Source organism: Sphaerospermopsis torques-reginae ITEP-024, assembly GCF_019598945.1.
GTDB lineage: Bacteria > Cyanobacteriota > Cyanobacteriia > Cyanobacteriales > Nostocaceae > Sphaerospermopsis.
Map to the genome: position 1 here is coordinate 4,477,929 of NZ_CP080598.1, position 18,900 is coordinate 4,496,828.

The window sequence follows — 18,900 nt, forward strand, 5'->3', positions numbered from 1 at the left end:
AACTTACACATTTGGGATGCTCCCCCTGTTTATAGACTAAAACTTGTCAAATTGAGCAAAATTCTGATTTTATGACCAACTTGTTTATACTATAGGTGAAAGCCAAGTAGAACGACGGGAAAAAACCAAAGTATGTAAAGAAAAGTAAATTAACCTAAAAACCTCTTGCCTCTTGCCTTGTCATAACGACAATTTTTAACGCCTACCGGCTTAATTACTAATTACTGATAGCTGAATGCTTACCTAAAATCTAAAATCCCAAATGGTATTACCCGTGAACCCTCCTACCACCACCCCAACACAAACCCAAAACCGTAAAGCGGATCATATCCGCATCTGTCTTGAGGAAGATGTCCAAGGTCAGCAAGTTACTACCGGACTAGAAAAATATCGTTTTATTCATTGTTGTTTACCGGAATGCGATCGCACCGACATTGATATCAGCACGACTTTTTTGGGAAAACAACTTCACGCACCAATCTTAATATCTTCCATGACTGGAGGAACAGAACGCGCAGGAATTATTAACCGTCGTTTGGCAGAAGTCGCCCAGCAATATAAACTAGCGATGGGTGTAGGTTCTCAGCGTGTAGCTTTGGAAAAACCCCAAGTTGCTGATACTTTCGCTATTCGTAAATATGCCCCAGATGTGCTGTTATTTGCTAATTTAGGTGCTGTACAACTTAATTATCAATGTGGTTTAGATGAATGTTTGCGAATTATTGAAATTTTAGAAGCTGATGCTTTGATTTTACACATTAACCCGCTACAAGAGTTCATTCAACCGAGAGGTGATACTAATTTTCGGGGATTGTTTGACAAAATTGCCGATTTATGCAGTAAATTACCAGTTCCTGTAATTGCCAAAGAAGTCGGTAATGGCATTTCTGGGAAGATGGCTGAAAAACTGATATCCGTAGGAATACAGGCTATTGATGTCGCAGGAGCGGGTGGTACATCTTGGGCGTTGGTAGAAAGCGAAAGAGCCGAAACATCATTACAGCGACGTTTAGGAAAGACTTTTGCAGATTGGGGGATACCGACAGCAGAATGTATTACCAGTATTCGCGCTCAGTTCCCGGAAATACCTTTGATAGCTTCTGGGGGGTTACGTCATGGTTTAGATGTAGCCAAAGCGATCGCTCTTGGTGCAGATATCGCTGGTTTAGCAATGCCTTTCCTGCAAGCAGCAGATGTATCATCAACTGCACTGCAAGAGTTGACAGAAGTATTAATTGCCGAAATCACCACCGTGTTATTCTGTACTGGTAACAGAACTTTGTATCAGTTAAAGCAATCTGACAGTTTGCAACGTATACAATAAAAAGAGGCAGGAGTCAGGAGTTATTAATTTTGGATTTTGGATTTTGGATTTTGGATTTTGGATTGTTTTTGTTATGTAGGGCTTGCTGAATAAACATGAAAAGATTACAGTTAAAGGGTCTTAGCCTGCTGGAAGTTAAAAAAGTGCAAGCTTTTACGGGGTGGAAACTTAAAAACCTTGCATTTAATTCCTACTCAAAGGAAAAATCGTTCCTATCCAACTCTTGAAACTGTCACCTGTCACCTGTCACCTGTCACCTGTCATCACGACAAGACTTTCTCAGCAACCCCTATGTAGGAATCCTACTTGAATCTCAATACTGTTCGGTTAAGGATTTTTGTAGGTTGGGTTGAACAGAGTGAAACCCAACAAACCCTTGTAAACTTTGGGTTTCGTTCCTCAACCCAACCTACGTGATTTCGTTGTTATTAGTTTGACGAAAAGTATTGACTTGAATCTTGCTCAATATACTGAGAATCAATCGTTGATAATATACAGTTTAGGGTTTACAGCTTGTTCAAAAATCAAATAGGAGTCCTATATCCAATCTAAAATCTAAAATCTAAAATCTAAAATTTTCCTCCCTATTCCCGGTCCTACCAGATATGATAGGTATTCAAAAGGACATATTATAACCAATGAATAACTTTTTTAAACAAACTTGTGCTAGTTTAATTGGTAGCTTACTAGGACTGACTATTTTTGCTGGTGTCGGTACTTTAGGCTTATTATTTCTCATTATCGCTGCTACTTCTCAAGATACAAGTCCACAAGTTAAAGATAAATCTATGTTGGTGTTTGACTTGTCAATGAAAATCACTGACAGTCAACCTAGTTCCAGTGACTTACTGCAAAGAACCTTGAGAGGAGTAGATGAGGAGCAAATAACACTCCGCGAAGTGATCGAAACTGTGGAAAAAGCACAACGTGATCCGCGTATTGTGGGTATTTATATAGATGCTACCAAGTCAGGTACAGCTAGTAGTTTGGGTTATGCTTCCCTCAAAGAAATTCGTCAAGCGTTAGATAAATTCCGTGCATCTGGGAAAAAGATTATCGCATATAGTACAGATTGGAATGAACGGGAATATTATCTGAGTTCAGTAGCTGATAAGATTGTACTCAATCCTGTAGGCATGATGGAAATCAACGGTTTGAGTTCACAACCGATGTTTTTAACAGGAGCATTGCAGAAATACGGGATTGGTGTTCAAGTAGTACGGGTAGGGAAATTTAAAGGAGCAGTAGAACCTTTTCTCCTGGATAAACTCAGTCCAGAAAATAGACAACAAACCCAGAAATTATTAGATGATGTGTGGGGAGAGTGGCGAAATTCTGTAGGTAAAAGTCGGAAAATTCAACCAGAAAAATTACAGGCGATCGCCAATAACCAAGCTATTTTAGAATCTACCGCCGCAAAAGCTAACGGTTTAGTCGATCAAATAGCTTACCAAGATGAAGTATTTACTGATTTGAAAAAGTTAACTGCTAGTGAAGAAGATGATAAAAATTTCCGACAAATTAACATTACTGATTATGCCGAAGTTCCTGGTAAATCAATGGGAGTAGAACGCAACTCAGAAAATCAAATTGCAGTTGTTTATGCAGAAGGGGAAATAGTCGATGGTAAAGGAGAAGATGGACAAATAGGAGGCGATCGCTTTGCCCAAATCTTCAGAAAAATCCGTCAAGATGAAGATGTGAAATCTGTGGTTTTAAGAATTAACAGCCCTGGTGGTAGCGCCACAGCTTCAGAAATCATACAGCGAGAAATTAAATTAACTCGACAAGTTAAACCAGTAATTATTTCAATGGGTGATGTAGCTGCTTCCGGTGGTTATTGGATAGCTACTGATTCTAATCGCATTTTTGCTGAAAAGAATACTATTACAGGTTCTATTGGTGTCTTTGGAATATTGTTCAACGGTGAAAAATTAGCCAATAATAATGGCATCACCTGGGATACCGTGAAAACATCTCAATTTGCAGATACTCAAACAGTTGCTCGTCCCAAATCACCCCAAGAATTAGCAATTTATCAACGCAGTGTTAACCGTATTTATAATATGTTTATTAATAAAGTTGCCGAAGGTCGAAAGTTACCCCAACAAAAGGTAGCAGAAATCGCCCAAGGTCGAGTTTGGTCAGGTGTAACAGCAAAACAAATCGGTTTAGTTGATGAAATTGGCGGTTTAAATGTTGCTATTGAATATGCAGCCAAAGCCGCAAAATTAGGAAATGATTGGGAAGTACAAGAATATCCTAGAGTGAGAAGTTTAGAAGAGCGTTTCTTTGGTAGACAATTACAAACAGCACAAGCAAAATTAGGAATTGAAAAAAATCTGATTCAGCCAAATAACCCACTTTTAGCCGAATTTGATAAATTTAAACAAGAAATTTCCATTTTACAGAAAATGAACGACCCCCAAGGCATTTATGCCCGTTTACCTTTTAATTTGAAAATAGATTAATAAGCCTGGGGACTGGGGAAGAAAATTTTAGATTTTAGATTTTAGATTTTAGATTTTAGATTTTAGATTGGAGTCAACAAAATCCAAAATCCAAAATCCAAAATCCAAAATTGAATCACCAATCACTAAATATAGTGTAAAGTAGTGGGAAGTTTACCTCACTCCTCTACTTCACACATCCATCTATGGATAGAAAAACGAAACGCCTGTTACTGCTTGTTGTTTCCTGTAGTTTATCTGGTGTTATTTTAGGCGGAACTGCTAGTTGGGCAGAAAGTAAAATGTGTCTAGGTGCTGATACAATTACCAGTGAATGTGTTACCCAAAACCCAGTAGAAAAAACAATTCAAGGTATGAGTACGGGATTATTAGCTGGTGCGGGTGCTGCTTTTGGTGCAGCTTGGAATTTACGTCATCAAGACTAAAACAGTGACTAGGGACTGGTGACTGGTGACTGGTGACTGGGTTATTAATTTCCCCCTGCTCCCTGCTCCCCTGCCTCCTGCCTGTCACCTGTCAAAACCGATAATTGCGATCGCCTATCCACATACTCGTAGGTACAGCATTACCTTGAGGATCTACTTTTACCCTGACAACTATTGGAGTTCTAGGTCTATCTTGGTTTTGTTGCACCTGCGAGAGATCATCATTAATTTGTTGTCTTTGTTCTTCGGAAACAAAATAATTTTCCAACCGGTAGTTAATCAACCCATCTTGATAATTACCCTTTAAAGCTACTTGGTTATTAGGCAAGTACATGGGTAGATTACTACTCACACGCACTGGTTTCCATGCTGCGGGAACATTACGATTAAAATCACGATTAAAATCACGATTAAAACCACGGTTAAAAGATTGTTGTTCTTGCAAAATCAAATACAATGTACTTCCTTGATTTATTCTGCCATTTCTCAGAGAATTTTCTCTTACCCAATCTCTCCAACCCGGTAATCTTCGCAAATTTTCAGTCCGGGAGATATTATAATCAAAGGACAAAGCAGAACCCTGTAGAACATTATTAGAATATGCAGGTAAAGTTTGTAAAATCACACTTTTACCTGTCATTTCTGTATACATTGCTTGGGTGGGAACTGCTAAAATTAACCCTACTTGCAGCATTAAAGGTGCTACTAATCGCCAAATTGGTAACGGTTGATTGGCTTTTTGTTCAGTAGCAATTAAGTAATCACGAAAAGTTAATTTTTCAGAAAACTCCTTTTCTGGAGTTAGAGTTTTATTTTGTTCTGGTGAATTGTTTGTCATAATTGGTAATTGGTGATTGGTGATTGGTGATTGGTAATTGGTGATTGGTGATTGGTGATTGGTGATTGGTGATTGGTGATTGGTAATTGGTGATTGGTAAGTTACAGCAGTTTCCGTTATTATGAGGTACAGATATTAATGATAAAACTCTTGTGGTGCGGGCATCTTGCCCGCGAAATGTGTACCTCATATCTTCGGAAACTGCTGTATATTCCTATTCCCTATTCCCTATTCCCTGTTGCCAATGACTAATAGGATTTATAACGCAGAGATTTAATATATTTGTTAATTCTAATTTTAGCAAATATAGCCGTAGACAAGGGTGTTAGGACATTAACCAAAACTAAAACCTTGACACTCAAAGGCGTTTAGCACTGTCACCTGTCACCTGCTATTATTTCTTAACAGTAGCACGTTCCTGTAAACGACGTTCAAACCAAAGACCGGCAGAAATCAAACCAGAACCGCACAATACAAACACCAATGATCTAAATAATAAATCAGTGTCGTACTCTAGCACCCGGCTGATAATTTGCAGGATAAATAATAGCATACCACACCAAAAAGAAGTTCTGTTACTCAACTTTAAACCTTGTTGCATCAGTCCCCAAGCTAAAGTAATTAACAAAACATTGAAGACAAAAATGCCTAGTTCAGTAATCCGACTTATAGCTTGATGCCAAAAGGGTACAATGACAATAAAACCCAGAAAAATGCTAATGACAGTGATAGTAAAAAATACTTCTTTGCGAGTTGGGTTATGGCGATGACGAAATAGAAATAACCATTGCAACACTGCTAAACCGCTGAGTATTCCTAAATCAATGATAGGCAAAGATTGAAAAACATTAGAGAAATTAGTTGGTGAATTACCAAAACTGAAAGATTGCCATTGCCAACGGAAAGACAATAAATAAAACACCACAGCAAAACATCCCAAAGCTAAATTACGGGCTATATTTTGAAATAACCGATAATTAACAGTTGGGAACAACAAATCATCATAACTCCAAAATAAAGCAGGTGGTAATGCTAAAGCAAAAGAAGCAACCCAAGGAATAACATCAGAAAAAGTTAATAATGGTAAAGGATTGAGATTGTATTGTAGAGAAAGAGTAAAAGCGATCGCTGCTAAGATAAAAATCACCCGTGAACGACAAATATACGCCAAAGGTACAAACAACAACCAAGAAATTAACGGCGTATGTTGCACAGCTAAACGCGCCCAATTAAAATCACTACCAGCAGACCAAAATTCTCTCAGTCCTAACCAATAACCAATTTGTAACAGGATAATAGCCAAAACACCCAAAGAATTGAGTGATAGACTATAAGCCATGACTAAAACACCAAACCCCCAAGCTAAAAATAACTGGGTAGCTGAACCGCTAATATTGAATATTTGCGCCATCAGCATTAAAGTTGCACCCAAAATTAAGGCGCTGAGAATGAGTAAAGCTTCTCCTAAAAGACGTTTATTGCGTTGTGGTTTTTTACCTTCCCCCTTAGCAAGAGTTGGTTCTCTCCAAGTCAAAAAACCCGTGATAGCAGTAGACAAAAACAAACTCATCAACAAAATAAATTTAACTTCTCTTGACCATGTTTGCCAATTTGCTGCTACAAAGATAATGACACCTAAAATTAAAAGTAAACCACCGACAGCAATGGCTATTAAACCAGAACTTTCTTTTGCAGCAGCTTCTATTTTATTAAATTGATAACGGTCGGCAATTTGCTGGTATTGGGAAGAACTGATAAGTCCTTCATCTCGCCAAAGTTGTGCTTCCTGGCGCAGTTTTCGCGGAAAATTATCTAAGATCATGACCTCTCCGGTGCAAATGGGTTAGTTTAACAACTGTCAAAAAACGGTTAGCTTCTAGCCAAAGGCCAAAAGCAGCGCCGGACGCGCTTTAAAAACGCAATCTCAATGGTGGTCATTATCTTTTCAGTATGCAGCCAAATCCCTTAATTACATTGTTCTGATGTAACAGTTTCAATATTGTGCTAAATAGCTAAAATTACCCAATTCTTGAATATGGAAAAACCTTCAAATTTATTACTTAAAGTTGCCCGTCGTTTATTTGATGATGCAGATGAACAAGCAAAGTTTATTGCAGCTTTAGTTAATCCTAAACCTTTTTCACCTTGTATTCTTTGGTGTCAAGATAAGCCTGAGATTTCACATTTTGTAGTAGAAACACCAACATCTTGGCAACCGGAATTTGTAGATCGTTTATCTTTGGGAGAAAAACCAGGTCAACATCCTTTACATCAACAAGGATATTTTTATTGTTTAGATTTTTCTTCTGTATTTGCGGCTTCTGTGTTGTTAACAATTAATCAACCAGTGCCTTTAGTATTTGATATGTGCGCTGCACCAGGGGGTAAAAGTGTCTTTGCTTGGAAAGCATTACAACCTGATTTACTAATTAGTAATGAAGTCATTGGTAAACGGTTAGGTATGTTAATTTCTAACTTGAAACGTTGCCAAATTCAACAGAGTTGTGTGGTAAATCGAGATTCTAGTATTTTTGCAGAAATGTTTGCAGAATCTAGTAATTTAGTCTTAGTTGATGCACCTTGTACGGGGCAATCTTTACTAGTGAAAGGTGAAAAAGCACCGGGATGTTTTCATCATACCGCAATTAATAAAAGTGCTAATCGTCAAAAAAGAATTATTGCTAATTCAGCCCAAGTTGTTGCACCTCAAGGGTATTTAGTTTATATGACTTGTACCTATTCACCGGAAGAAAATGAGCAGGTTTGTGAATGGTTTTTAGCAAGATTTCCCCAATTTCAAGCAGTGGAAGTTAGTCATTTATCCAAATATCAATCACATTTAACCAGCATTCCTTGTTATCGGATGTTTCCGCAGGATGGTTTGGGTGCTGGCGCGTTTACGGTATTGTTTAAAAATATGAATGAAGGAGACGCTAAACAAATCAATTTAAATAATCTAGCAATCATACATCAAATGTGAATAATCAAAATAATTCTCGTTCCCATACTCTGTATTATCAATTTATAATTGATAAGTGATAATTGTTTCATTAATTGTCAATTGTCAATTGTTCATTGTCAATTGTTGAAAGCATTCCCAGTCAGAGAATGGGAACGAGAATCTATGGAAATAATATACACCAAAGTCTTGATATGATTGAACCGCAAAGGACGCAAAGGACACAAAGGTAAGAGAGTTTCAGAGAGTTTTTTGTCTGGCTGTTTTTATTTTTTTCAAAATGGGTATGCTCTCCCAGTCAGAGACTGGGAACGAGCAGTAATTGATTTTTGATTGGTTGTTTATGTTAATGTTTCAGTCACTTTTTGTACTTCCTCAATTGATAATGCTAAAGCTTGGGAAATTTGTTCAACTGTTAAACCCATTTGCAATAATTTGGGTATAGCTTCTTTTCTCGCTTGTTCTGCTTGTTCTGCCCGTTGACGTTCATTTTCAGCTTGTTCTTGTGCTATATTTGCACGTTGACGTTCAGCTTCTTCTGGTAACAGAACTAAGTTTCCTTGTTGATCATAAAATCTTAACCAAGTGGCGGTTTCTCTTGTTAGTGTTCCTTGCCAATTTCCTAACCAAAATCCTAATGTTTCACACCATAAACAGCCTTTTTCATTAGCTGTTAAAGGTTGATAAATAAAATGATTATCTAAATGCCAACCTTTTAATGAGTTAGGATCAAAAGGATCATAAACAAAATAATCTCTAGTTCTAAAGATGTTTTGATAAAGTTCTTTTTTGAGAACCAAATCTACATTCTTAGTTGAAGGAGACATTAATTCAATAATTACATCTGGGTAGCGTCCTTGTTCTTCCCAAACTACCCAACCTTGACGGGTTTCTTTATTGGGGACATTCAAAACAACAAAAAAATCTGGACCACGAAAATCTTTATTTCGCAGTTGTTCACTACTGTAGTATATAAACATATTCCCGCCAACAAAATAATCTTGACGGTCTGACCATGCTTGTTGTAAAGAATAAATTAAAACATTCATGGCGATGCGGTGGCGGTTACTTTCCAAGGGAACTCCATCATCAAATATTAAATCGGTTGGTGGTAGGGGGGGTTCGTAGTCTGGGATAACCTCAACTGGTGGAGTCTGATTTTCTGTAATATTCGTTAACATGACATCACCTGAGACTATTGAGATATTTATCTATGATCTTAGCTGTCAATTGGTAAGTATTTAGCCGTCAGCTATCAGTTCGGTTAAGGATTTTTGTAGGTTGGGTTTACCGTGTGGAAACCCAACAAACCCTTGTAAATGTTGATGATTTTTCCACTATGTCACAAGTAATTATTGCCTCTGGTTCTCAAATATCTGCGGATGCTGGTGCTGCTGTTGCTAACCAAGGAGGTAATGCGGTTGATGCGGCGATCGCTGCTACTGTTGTTTCTATGTGTACTGATTTGGGGGTGATGGCTGCTGGTGGTAGTGGTTTTATCACTATCTGGCCAGCAAATGCCGATCCTATGGTGATTGATGGTTATGCAGAGATGCCAGGACGAGGTTTGGAAAATGAGCGTTTTGGCCAGGGTATTCGGGAAGTTTTCTTTGATTATGGTGGTGAACTCAGTACGGTGCTTGGTTATGGTACTATTGCCACTCCGGGAATGTTTGCGGCTTTGGGCAAGGCTTGGGAAGAGTACGGAAATATACCTTGGGCTGATGTGGTAGCACCTACACAAAATTGGGCGCAACAAGGTTTTCCTCTTTCTGGGGGTGCGGCGGAATATTTACTTCACACCCATGCGGCTATTTTTGGTTGGCATCCTGACAGCTATAAGACGCTACATCATGAGGATGGTACTCCCCTACAAGCAGGGGAAATTGTTCATGTTCCTGGACTAGCTGAAAGCCTGAAATTGATTGCTGATGAGGGGGTACAGGCGTTTTATACTGGGGAGTTAGGGAGGCGTATTGTTGAGGAAATTCAGGAAAATCAAGGTTTGTTAACGGCTGCGGATCTGGCTGCTTATGAGGCGGTAGAGCGATCGCCTATTTGCATTAATTTTGATAACTGGCAAATTGCAACTAACCCTCCTCCCGCTGTGGGTGGTGCTTGTTTGGCGGCGATGTTGTTACTTTTAGATGATAGTTCTGTGCAAGGATGGAATTTAGCCACAGTTAAACAAATGGTAGAGGTGCAAAACGCAGTTTTAAACTACCGCAACCATCATCTTGATTTTAGCAGCGATCGCATTGCGGAAACCTCAAAACTTTTAGAATTAGCCCGTGTGGGAAAACCGCAAACTCTGTTATCTTCACCTTCAACTATTCACATTTCCGCTGTTGATAGTAACGGTTTAGCTTGTTCTATAACCGCTTCCGCTGGTTATGGTTCGGGAGTGATGGTTGGTGGTACTGGGTTTTGGTTGAATAATTCTTTGGGAGAAATAGAACTGCATCCCCAAGGATGTCACCATTTAACCCCAGGAGTGCGTTTAACTTCTAATATGTCTCCAACTATTGCCAGATGTGCTGATGGCAGGGTTTTAGCTATTGGTTCTCCTGGTGCTTCCCGTATTACCACAGCCATAGCTCAAGTATTGCTGAATTTTGTCCATTTGGGAATGTCTTTAGAAGAGGCGATCGCCTATCCTCGTCTGCACGTCGAAACCAGGGATGGTAAACCTACCATAGTCATGGAAGCAGGTATTCCCACGGAAGAAATAGCAGGTTTTATTACTCATCATTTCCCTAAACGCTCTATGTATTTTGGGGGAGTGCAGGCCACTTTATGGCATCCGCAACATGGTTTATCTGCTGCGGCTGATCCCCGTCGTACTGGTGGGGTTGCTAGGGGTGGTAATTGACAATTGACAATTGACAATTGACAATTGTTTCATTAAAGATTTAAAACCTACCCTTGAAAGGGGAAAAAAGCCAAAAATTCTGCTTTTGAAATCCTCTGAATTTCCGGGAGAGGTAATTGTCAATTTTTAATTGTCAATTATGGGAGCATCCCAAATGTGTAAGTTTATTTTTATCTAACAACAGCAAATTATCCCAGGCTTTATTTGATTGAACCGCAAAGGACGCAAAGTACACAAAGGTAAGAGAGTTGGAGAGAGTTTTTGGTGTTGCTGCATTTATTTTTTCAAAATTGGGATGCTCCCTCAATTATCAATTATCAATTATCAATTATCAATTATCAATTGATAACCAACTCTTCCAAACTCTGCTGTAAATCACTTGTTAACTCAGACACCGCTTGTCTAGCATCCACTCGACTAGCTTTATAAGTGGGATAACGTTCAGAAACAGATATCGGTTTACCTACAATAATTTCGGCTTTTTGTTTACCTAATTCTGGACGATTTAAAGGATTATTACCTTTAATTTTATTCACCATATCCCATAATAGTAAAGTCGTTTCGGCGAATCTTTCTACTGTGGGTTTTTCCCGAATATAAGTACCAGAAACTGCTACAAAACTTTCTACTAATCTCATGTGCCACATCCGAAAATAGGCTTCTTCGGCGATTCTATCCCCTAAACTTTTCTCAATGGTTGATAATGATTTAACATCTTTAAAATCTTCTCTAAATATATAATTCCATCCTGCCTGTTCTACTCTTCTACATCTATCATTCCAATTACCTCTAGATGGTAAGTCAAAATATTGTTCAGCAATGAATAACGCCACATTCATCACAGATTGTAACCGATAAGCTAAAGCTTTATTTCTATCGGTAATTTCCCCATTAGTAATCTTTTCATCTGGTAAGGTTTGATGATAAAATTTGGTGTAAAAATTCTCCATTATAGATAATAAATGTTCTGCTAAAGTCAACAATCGGATATAAAGTACCTCAAAAGAAGTGGCATTATTCGCAGGGTTGATATTTAACCCACTAGCGGTTTCTAACTCAGTTAATAAATTAGCGATCGCTCCCCAAGGTTCATCAATATAACTATATTTTAACCCAATTGGGACAATTAAAACTTCTTCATTTCTCCCTGCTTTTTGCAAATCTTCCACACACCAAAAACCCATTTGAGAAATACCTGGTTCTAAAGGGCTAATAATTTCTGATAAACCATTAGTAGCACCTTCGGGAGCAGCGGCCATGGGAAACTTACCATTAATATATAAATCCCGTGCAGAACGCAAACCCATCCAGTCAGCTTTCCCTCTTTGAATAGGAGTAGCAGCTAAATTTGCAGCTAACCAACCTATATGTTTACCTGCCCATAAAGGAATACCCCGATCATAAATAAAATGGGCATGAATGGGATATTGTAAATTTATATTTTGCTGTTTTGCTACTTTGGGTAAAAGCTGAGAAAATAAGTAAGTTAAACAAAAAGGATCGTCTGTTTTTGGATGACGAAACGCCAACATAAACCGAATTTTACCAGCTTGAAATTGATGATAAAGATCGGCTAAAACTTCTACATTTTCTGCTTCAATTTGGCTAATCGGAGTTTTCCAGCTTATCCATTTGGGTAATAACAAATGTACGCATTTTAACAACAAGGGGTTAAAATTTGGGGGGATAAATTCTAGGGGTGGTTGTGCTTGATACATAAAAAATAGGAGATCAAGGAGTCAGGAGATCAAGGAGTCAGGAGTCAGGAGTCAGGAGTCAGGAGTCAGGAGATCAAGGAGTCAGGAGTCAGGAGATCCAGGAGTCAGGAGTCAGGAGTCAGGAGATCCAGGAGTCAGGAGATCCAGGAGTCAGGAGTCAGGAGTCAGGAGTCAGGAGTCAGGAGTCAGGAGTCAGGAGATCAAGGAGTCAGGAGTCAGGAGATCAAGGAGTCAGGAGTCAGGAGATCAAGGAGTCAGGAGTCAGGAGTCAGGAGTCAGGATATCAAGGAGTCAGGAGTCAGGAGTCAGGAGTCAGGAGTCAGGATATCAAGGAGTCAGAAGGTAAATATTTTTTCCTAGTCACCAGTCCCCAGTCCCCAGTCCCCAGTCACCTATGATGGCGATCGCAAATGACATAATTGAGAGAAACTAACAACAGGTATAAAAAAAGAAAAAAACGGAGAACACAATGGCCTGGACAAAAATTCTCGAAGCAAACGCCCTATCCCCTGGTGCGCGGGAAGTGGTGAAAGTAGGAAACAGAAATATTTTAGTGTTAAACCACGAAAATCAGTATTATGCCGTGGAAAATAGCTGTCCTCACTTAAAATTGCCCATGAAATCCGGTAAAATTCAAGACGGAGCTATTGTTTGTTCTTTCCATCGTAGTGCTTTTGACCTCAATACTGGAGAAGTGAAAACTTGGTGTCCCTGGCCACCCGGAGTTGGTAAATTACTATCAATGGTATCCGCAGCCAAAACCCTACCAGTATTTCCTCTCCGTGTGGAAGATGGCAATATTTTGATTGACGTTCCAGAATAAACTGTTCGGTAAACGTGCGAATACCTATCAATCAGCGTATTGCATAGATGATGATTGCAAAATAGGTAATGGGTAATTAGGACTTGCTGAATAAATGTAAAACCTAGATAAATCAAAGAGTTGAGAGTGATAAAGAGGAAAAAAAGTGCAAGAATTTTGAAGGTTAGACCTGAAAAACCGTGCATTTTGGGGCTAAGAAATCCAAAAATTTGGGGATGACAGATAGCTGAAACTGTTCCCTGTTCCCTGTTAAGAGTTCCTTGCCTCAACGGAAAGACTTTTTCAGCATCCCCTAAGTAAGCAATTGTTAGTAATTGTTAGCTTTTGGCTTACTGTTAATTAACCCTTGGTAGGGACAGTTCATGAATTGTCCCTACATCTTTTTCACCAGAGGTCTATTATGAATTAGATATCTCCGGTAATTGCCTTAATTCAAAGCTACTCTCAAGGTTTTGAGAATTTTATTAATTGCCATGAAAGTTTCATTTTGGGAGAGTTTTTGGAGAGTAGGTAGATCACTTTTTTTGATAATACGATTGTAGGTTTCAATAGCTTTATTTAAGCTATTGATGTTGACGTTTATGTTGGGCGTTCCAGCAGCCTGAGCAATGGCAGAATCACCTTTCAGACTTTTAGTAGTTGCTACTAGCTGTTCTATACCTGGTATATTTGATACTCTATTATCATTAATTGCAGCGACGTCTTCGGCTAAACGAGTTGCATCCTCTGAGCTAAGACCACCCTCTTGTAAATCAGTAGCAACTTGACTGGTAACATTATCATTTCCTTGTACTAGGCTGGCAACAGCGGCAGCACCACCTGTTGTACCACCTGTCGTACCACCTGTTGTACCACCTTCACGTGCTGCGATGTCGGCTATTACTTGAGAGGCAGTATCACTCAACTCTGTCGCAATGGTCGGTGTAACAGTAAGCTCGACATTACCACCAGGACCAGCAGTAACAGAAACACCTGTTATTGGTGATATTGCTGGTGTTGCTATTCCAAACAATGTTTGAACTGCCGCAGTCTCCGCAACGAGAGCGGATATATCAGTTCCTTGGGCTGGTTGTTGACCGGCATTGGCTCTGGGGGGAGAAGCAGCCAAAGAACCTAATAATATAGAGATTAAACCCAAGGAGAGGGTGAATTTTTGTTTAATCATGGTTTTGCCCTTTTTAGCTGAAATTGCCGTAGTGAAAAAAACAAATTTTAGAACCAATACCTTCGCCAAAATCAAAAATATCTTGATTTGTAGGTTGGGTTGAGGAACGAAACCCAACAAATACGTTGGGTTTGACTTCGTTCAACCCAACCTACGGGAAAATGGCAAAGGTATTGTTAGAACTGAAGACTATAACCTGCACTTAAACTAAATCCAGAACTATTAAGATTGTCAGTGACATCGGTAAAGATAGCATTGATTACCACAGGACTTTGTTTGAAGGGAACAAAAGAAGCACCTAAGTTAAGACCACTTCCAGTCCAACTACTAACAAGGGATGCTTGTGGTGTGACTCTATAACCTATGCTGCCAAATAAGTTGAGATCATTATCACCGGCATTTCTAGCACCTTTGGATCTGAAACTGCCACTACCAACACCCAAAGAAACAGAGAGTGCGTCAAATCTCTGGCTAACTACACCATAGATAGTCTCTTGGGGAATATCTGCTTCTCCCCATTTAATGGCATTTGACCAACCAACGGCTACGGCTGTATCCCTGGACAGGATTCTGTGTAGTTTTAAGCCTACGGTACCACTATCACCAAAGTCTCCAAAGAAGTTATCTTGACCACCGAGACTGATAATATTGAAGGCGACTTCTAGACCTGCTGATTTCACTGCGTTTCCTAAACCAAAACCGAGAGATAGAGAACCATCTACTTTGCCATCAAAAGGAAAGAATAGTCCACCACCAACAAAGGCTTGTCCCCAACTTGCACCATAGCCTGTGGGTGTACCTGCACTGGAACCAGGGGCACCTTTGAGGGGAGGTTCAATTTGAATAATGGGATCAATCAGTAGTTCCTGGCGTAGTCTATTTGCTTCTACAAAAGTATCACCTACAGTTGTACCAGCAGAGGGATCTACTTGAGCGATGGTTTGAGGTTGTTTGGGCTGAAGAGAAGACTTTTTCAGAGAAGAGTTTTGATTTGCTTGTTGAAAGGTATCACCGAGGCTGGTAGAGAAATCTAGCTGTGAGATAGTTTGAGGTGCTGGGGAAAACTTCAGCGGTTGATTATTTTCAATAACTGTATCTTGAGATTCTTGGCTGAAATTTTGCCTAAAATTTTGGCTGGATACTGTTTCTAGCTGGGTTTCTAATTCGTTGCTGACAGTAGCAGGAACTGAGTTATCAACCGCAGAAGCGGGTTTTGTGCCGGCAGATGTAGATAGTAAAAGGCAGCCTAATATATTGATGCTTAGGAACTGCATCCAGTTGGCTGAGATGATGTTGGCGAATTTGCGTGTAGTCAAAGTTGTACTCCTCACACTTTTATACATTTGTTTCGTGTCACTGTTATAGCATTTTTTTGCTAAAAACCAAACTTTTACCAGTGCTGATATTTTTAAATTTACTCAGACTGAGTGAGGATCAATATTTTTAACAAGTTAATTACTATTTTGTTTATCAGTTTTTTTTAGGTTTTCTGTCAACTGACTAAAGATTAAAAACTCTTGAGTATTGAACCGAAAAATGTAATTAAAAGTTACAATATTTCAGTATTAATAAGTATTAATACGTTTTTAGTAACTTTGTTAATTTATAGTTACAGCACATTCCATCTACATGAACGGAAACTGCTGTAATTTATGATTGAATAAAATCTTGATGTCTGTACTAATGATTAAATACAGCTTTATGTAGGAATAATATTTGAATTTTGAATAAAACTCAGTACAACTAAATCTTATCAAACCGTTTTGCCTTTTGCCTTTTGCCTACCTAAACAAATAATTTGACGAATAAAATCGGATTACCATAGGTATTAAGTTATGAAAATGCAATGTGGTGTATTAAATATCTCGAAAATGAATGTAGGGACAATTCATGAATGGTTTTTACATCCATTACCACCAGATGTCTATTAAGTTAAATGATTTTCTAACAAAGATGCGATCGCCTCTGGATGAATTTTATTATATTGTTTTTTACCCAACATTAAAACACAATTAGGGGCGCTACTACAACGTTTTTGACAGTCGGTGTGTTCAATTTTAACTTTATGCAGTAAACCGCGATCGCACAAAGTTTTTTCTAATTCTGATAATAAACCTTTACTACCTCGTTTCACACAACCAGATTTTTGACAAACCATAATCTTAGCTTGTGTTTCTTTTAATTGATAATTAATTGGACAAAAACCAACTTGTTGGACTCTATAAGCTATGAGTTTTATTTTATTTTTGCGTGGATTTAATTGGCTAATTCCCTGAATACGAATTTGTTCACCGGGTACTAAAGATGCAACTAAATAACAGAGTAAATCTTGAGGTATTTTAATTTTAATCTTGCCAGCAGGAACAGCCAAACGTAAATGTTTATATTTTTCGGGTTTATTACCGACAAAACATAAAAATTGTCCTTCTAGATTTAATTCCGATAATGTGAGATATTTTTCACCCATATTGATAACCCTCACGAGATAAAATGAGAGAAGTAAGCATTCAGCTATCAGTAATCAGTAATCAGCTTATAATAGCAAAAACAAAGATTTAGCAGCATTAATTGAGGAAGTTTACACTCTCTGCATTTGTGATCATTGTTTGTATTTTAGCCTTGAAAGCTGATAGCTGACGGCTGACGGCTGAATACTTATGAAAGACGTTTAGCTTCGACAGTTTGGGGTAAATTTTCTTGTGCTGGGATTTCACTAAATTCTAATTCCCAACCATTAGCTAAAGTGAGAACTTTACCTGCTTCACTATCTGTTTGTTTCACAACTTCTTCTTCTAGGTCTTTTTTAGCGACATAGACAACCAAAGTTCCAGCATCATTCGTCCGTAGCATTACTTTCATGTGATTTTTCCTCAGCAGATTCTAGTTCTCTTTTGCGACAACCGATGATGTACCCTGTATCTAAAAAATGTACGGCATATATATAGTAAGCTTGTAAAAAAGTTCCTATACTTGCCACATAACCAACATCTCCAATTTTGGCTAAAACTTCGCCAATTTCTCGCCCTGGAAAAGTACCATCATTTTTGATGAGTTTCTTAACTCGGACTTTTTCACCAATTTCAAACACTGGTGGATCATTTAGTTCTATTTCATCTCGCTGCATGAAAATACCTCTGTTCTTGTACTAAATTCAATAATTCTTCTGTGGAAAGATTGCGTTTTTTGATGGTAGATTCATGGCGAACTGCATTTAAAACAGCTTGGGTTTCTTCGTCATTCAAAAATATCCCATGCTGTGCTAATAAGTTAGATAATAAATGCCTTCCAGAATGTTTACCGATGACTAAACGACGTTCCCAACCTACTGCTTCTGGTGCAAATGGTTCATAGGTTTCTGGGTTTTTCAGGACACCATCAGCATGAATTCCTGACTCGTGAGCAAAGGTATTTTCACCGACAATTGCTTTCCAAGGTGGCACGTTTGCACCTGCAGCATTAGCAACTAATTGAGATAGTTTTAAGAAATTTTTTGTATCAATTCCTAAGTCAACATTGTAGATATGTTTTAAAGCCATAACAACTTCTTCTAAAGCTGCGTTTCCTGCTCTTTCTCCTAAACCATTCACGGTGGTATTTACAGAAACTGCGCCGGCTCTAATTCCTGCAATAGCATTAGCAGTTGCTAAACCAAAATCATTATGGGTGTGAATTTCTACGGGAATTGATAAAGTAGATACTAATCGTTTAACTTTGAGGTGAGTTTTAAAAGGTTCAAGGATTCCCACTGTATCACAAAAACGAAATCTAGATGCACCCCATTCTTGAGCATATAAAGCTACATCTTCGAGGAAACTTTCATCTGCTCTAGAAGAATCTTCTCCCCCTACTGCTACCCATAAATCATGATCTAGGGCAAAGTTAATACAGTCTTTTAGTCTTTGTAAACTAACTCGCCATTGACCATGAAATTTGGCGGCAATTTGAATACCAGAAACGGGAATAGCAATATGTATTCTTTTGATTCCACAGGCAATAGAGGCTTTTATATCTGAGATAACTGCACGATTCCAAGCTAGTAATTTAGTATCTAAATTTAACTCAGAAATTGCTTTGATAGCACGAATTTCTTCCTCTCCCATTGCGGGTATACCTACTTCTAATTCTGGTACACCAATGGCATCGAGAAATTTGGCGATCGCTACTTTTTCTTCTAAGTTAAAAGCAACTCCCGCTGCTTGTTCTCCGTCACGTAACGTAGTATCATTAATACTAATTTGACTCATCTCAAACATTCCTCTAGCCAAGTTTTACTGTAAACGTTCAGCTATTAGTGGTCAGATTTTT

The 18,900-nt window shown here is 38.5% G+C and carries 16 protein-coding genes; 6 read left to right on the forward strand and 10 right to left on the reverse strand.

Going from position 1 to position 18,900, the window contains the following annotated elements; genetic code table 11:
- Positions 1-262 precede the first annotated feature (262 nt).
- From fni to K2F26_RS20760, 3 genes are all read left to right on the forward strand, one after another.
- Entirely contained in the window at positions 263-1,324 is a 1,062-nt protein-coding gene (fni, locus tag K2F26_RS20750; protein WP_246605436.1) for a type 2 isopentenyl-diphosphate Delta-isomerase, read from the forward strand.
- 638 nt (positions 1,325-1,962) lie between these two features.
- Positions 1,963-3,795 carry a signal peptide peptidase SppA gene (gene sppA / locus K2F26_RS20755; protein WP_220609300.1) on the forward strand — a complete coding sequence of 611 codons (1,833 nt, stop codon included), beginning with the start codon at positions 1,963-1,965 and terminating at the stop codon, positions 3,793-3,795.
- A 185-nt stretch (positions 3,796-3,980) separates the two neighbouring features.
- The gene (locus K2F26_RS20760) at positions 3,981-4,220 is read left to right on the forward strand and encodes a hypothetical protein (RefSeq protein ID WP_220609301.1); all 240 of its coding nucleotides are present in this window, start codon (positions 3,981-3,983) and stop codon (positions 4,218-4,220) included.
- 91 nt (positions 4,221-4,311) lie between these two features.
- Here K2F26_RS20760 and K2F26_RS20765 read toward each other — a convergent pair whose 3' ends face one another.
- Both K2F26_RS20765 and K2F26_RS20770 read right to left on the reverse strand, forming a co-directional pair.
- A complete protein-coding gene (locus K2F26_RS20765) occupies positions 4,312-5,058 on the reverse strand; it encodes a GDYXXLXY domain-containing protein (RefSeq protein ID WP_220609302.1) in 747 nt (248 codons plus the stop codon).
- 394 nt (positions 5,059-5,452) lie between these two features.
- Complete coding sequence (locus K2F26_RS20770) at positions 5,453-6,880, reverse strand: DUF2157 domain-containing protein (protein ID WP_220609303.1); 1,428 nt, start codon at positions 6,878-6,880, stop codon at positions 5,453-5,455.
- A gap of 213 nt (positions 6,881-7,093) precedes the next feature.
- Here K2F26_RS20770 and K2F26_RS20775 point away from each other — a divergent pair, with 213 nt between their 5' ends.
- Positions 7,094-8,038, forward strand: coding sequence for an RsmB/NOP family class I SAM-dependent RNA methyltransferase (locus K2F26_RS20775; RefSeq protein ID WP_220609304.1), 945 nt, complete (start codon positions 7,094-7,096; stop codon positions 8,036-8,038).
- 320 nt (positions 8,039-8,358) lie between these two features.
- On the opposite strand, the gene K2F26_RS20780 is transcribed toward K2F26_RS20775, so the two are convergent.
- A complete protein-coding gene (locus K2F26_RS20780) occupies positions 8,359-9,198 on the reverse strand; it encodes a Uma2 family endonuclease (protein ID WP_220609305.1) in 840 nt (279 codons plus the stop codon).
- Between the two features lie 113 nt (positions 9,199-9,311).
- Here K2F26_RS20780 and K2F26_RS20785 point away from each other — a divergent pair, with 113 nt between their 5' ends.
- Positions 9,312-10,889 (forward strand): gamma-glutamyltransferase family protein, encoded by a 1,578-nt coding sequence (locus K2F26_RS20785; protein WP_220609306.1) that lies wholly within the window; start codon positions 9,312-9,314, stop codon positions 10,887-10,889.
- 338 nt (positions 10,890-11,227) lie between these two features.
- Here the strand turns inward: K2F26_RS20785 and K2F26_RS20790 are convergent, their stop codons facing one another.
- Positions 11,228-12,607, reverse strand: coding sequence for a 1-acyl-sn-glycerol-3-phosphate acyltransferase (locus K2F26_RS20790; protein ID WP_220609307.1), 1,380 nt, complete (start codon positions 12,605-12,607; stop codon positions 11,228-11,230).
- 469 nt (positions 12,608-13,076) lie between these two features.
- Between K2F26_RS20790 and K2F26_RS20795 the strand changes: the two genes are divergently transcribed.
- On the forward strand, positions 13,077-13,430 hold the full coding sequence (locus K2F26_RS20795) for a Rieske (2Fe-2S) protein (RefSeq protein WP_220609308.1): 354 nt from the start codon (positions 13,077-13,079) through the stop codon (positions 13,428-13,430).
- A 427-nt stretch (positions 13,431-13,857) separates the two neighbouring features.
- On the opposite strand, the gene K2F26_RS20800 is transcribed toward K2F26_RS20795, so the two are convergent.
- From K2F26_RS20800 to nifV, 6 genes are all read right to left on the reverse strand, one after another.
- Positions 13,858-14,595 carry a hypothetical protein gene (locus tag K2F26_RS20800; RefSeq protein WP_220609309.1) on the reverse strand — a complete coding sequence of 246 codons (738 nt, stop codon included), beginning with the start codon at positions 14,593-14,595 and terminating at the stop codon, positions 13,858-13,860.
- Positions 14,596-14,771: 176 nt separating this feature from the next.
- Complete coding sequence (locus K2F26_RS20805; protein WP_246605437.1) at positions 14,772-15,911, reverse strand: hypothetical protein; 1,140 nt, start codon at positions 15,909-15,911, stop codon at positions 14,772-14,774.
- 611 nt (positions 15,912-16,522) lie between these two features.
- Positions 16,523-17,062 (reverse strand): (2Fe-2S) ferredoxin domain-containing protein, encoded by a 540-nt coding sequence (locus K2F26_RS20810; protein ID WP_220609310.1) that lies wholly within the window; start codon positions 17,060-17,062, stop codon positions 16,523-16,525.
- A 188-nt stretch (positions 17,063-17,250) separates the two neighbouring features.
- A complete protein-coding gene (gene nifT / locus K2F26_RS20815; protein ID WP_220609311.1) occupies positions 17,251-17,454 on the reverse strand; it encodes a putative nitrogen fixation protein NifT in 204 nt (67 codons plus the stop codon).
- Positions 17,429-17,719, reverse strand: coding sequence for a nitrogen fixation protein NifZ (locus K2F26_RS20820; protein ID WP_220609312.1), 291 nt, complete (start codon positions 17,717-17,719; stop codon positions 17,429-17,431). The genes nifT and K2F26_RS20820 overlap by 26 nt, the downstream gene beginning before the upstream one ends.
- Positions 17,706-18,839, reverse strand: a complete 1,134-nt coding sequence (gene nifV / locus K2F26_RS20825) for a homocitrate synthase (RefSeq protein ID WP_220609313.1) — start codon at positions 18,837-18,839, stop codon at positions 17,706-17,708. Before nifV ends, K2F26_RS20820 begins: the two co-directional genes overlap by 14 nt.
- Positions 18,840-18,900: the final 61 nt, after the last annotated feature.

Coding starts and splice junctions, on each gene's coding strand:
- fni (WP_246605436.1), top strand. CDS start 263: ATGGTATTACCCGTGAACCCTCCTACCACCACCCCAACACAAACCCAA.
- sppA (WP_220609300.1), top strand. CDS start 1,963: ATGAATAACTTTTTTAAACAAACTTGTGCTAGTTTAATTGGTAGCTTA.
- K2F26_RS20760 (WP_220609301.1), top strand. CDS start 3,981: ATGGATAGAAAAACGAAACGCCTGTTACTGCTTGTTGTTTCCTGTAGT.
- K2F26_RS20765 (WP_220609302.1), bottom strand. CDS start 5,058: ATGACAAACAATTCACCAGAACAAAATAAAACTCTAACTCCAGAAAAG.
- K2F26_RS20770 (WP_220609303.1), bottom strand. CDS start 6,880: ATGATCTTAGATAATTTTCCGCGAAAACTGCGCCAGGAAGCACAACTT.
- K2F26_RS20775 (WP_220609304.1), top strand. CDS start 7,094: ATGGAAAAACCTTCAAATTTATTACTTAAAGTTGCCCGTCGTTTATTT.
- K2F26_RS20780 (WP_220609305.1), bottom strand. CDS start 9,198: ATGTTAACGAATATTACAGAAAATCAGACTCCACCAGTTGAGGTTATC.
- K2F26_RS20790 (WP_220609307.1), bottom strand. CDS start 12,607: ATGTATCAAGCACAACCACCCCTAGAATTTATCCCCCCAAATTTTAAC.
- K2F26_RS20795 (WP_220609308.1), top strand. CDS start 13,077: ATGGCCTGGACAAAAATTCTCGAAGCAAACGCCCTATCCCCTGGTGCG.
- K2F26_RS20800 (WP_220609309.1), bottom strand. CDS start 14,595: ATGATTAAACAAAAATTCACCCTCTCCTTGGGTTTAATCTCTATATTA.
- K2F26_RS20810 (WP_220609310.1), bottom strand. CDS start 17,062: ATGGGTGAAAAATATCTCACATTATCGGAATTAAATCTAGAAGGACAA.
- nifT (WP_220609311.1), bottom strand. CDS start 17,454: ATGAAAGTAATGCTACGGACGAATGATGCTGGAACTTTGGTTGTCTAT.
- K2F26_RS20820 (WP_220609312.1), bottom strand. CDS start 17,719: ATGCAGCGAGATGAAATAGAACTAAATGATCCACCAGTGTTTGAAATT.
- nifV (WP_220609313.1), bottom strand. CDS start 18,839: ATGAGTCAAATTAGTATTAATGATACTACGTTACGTGACGGAGAACAA.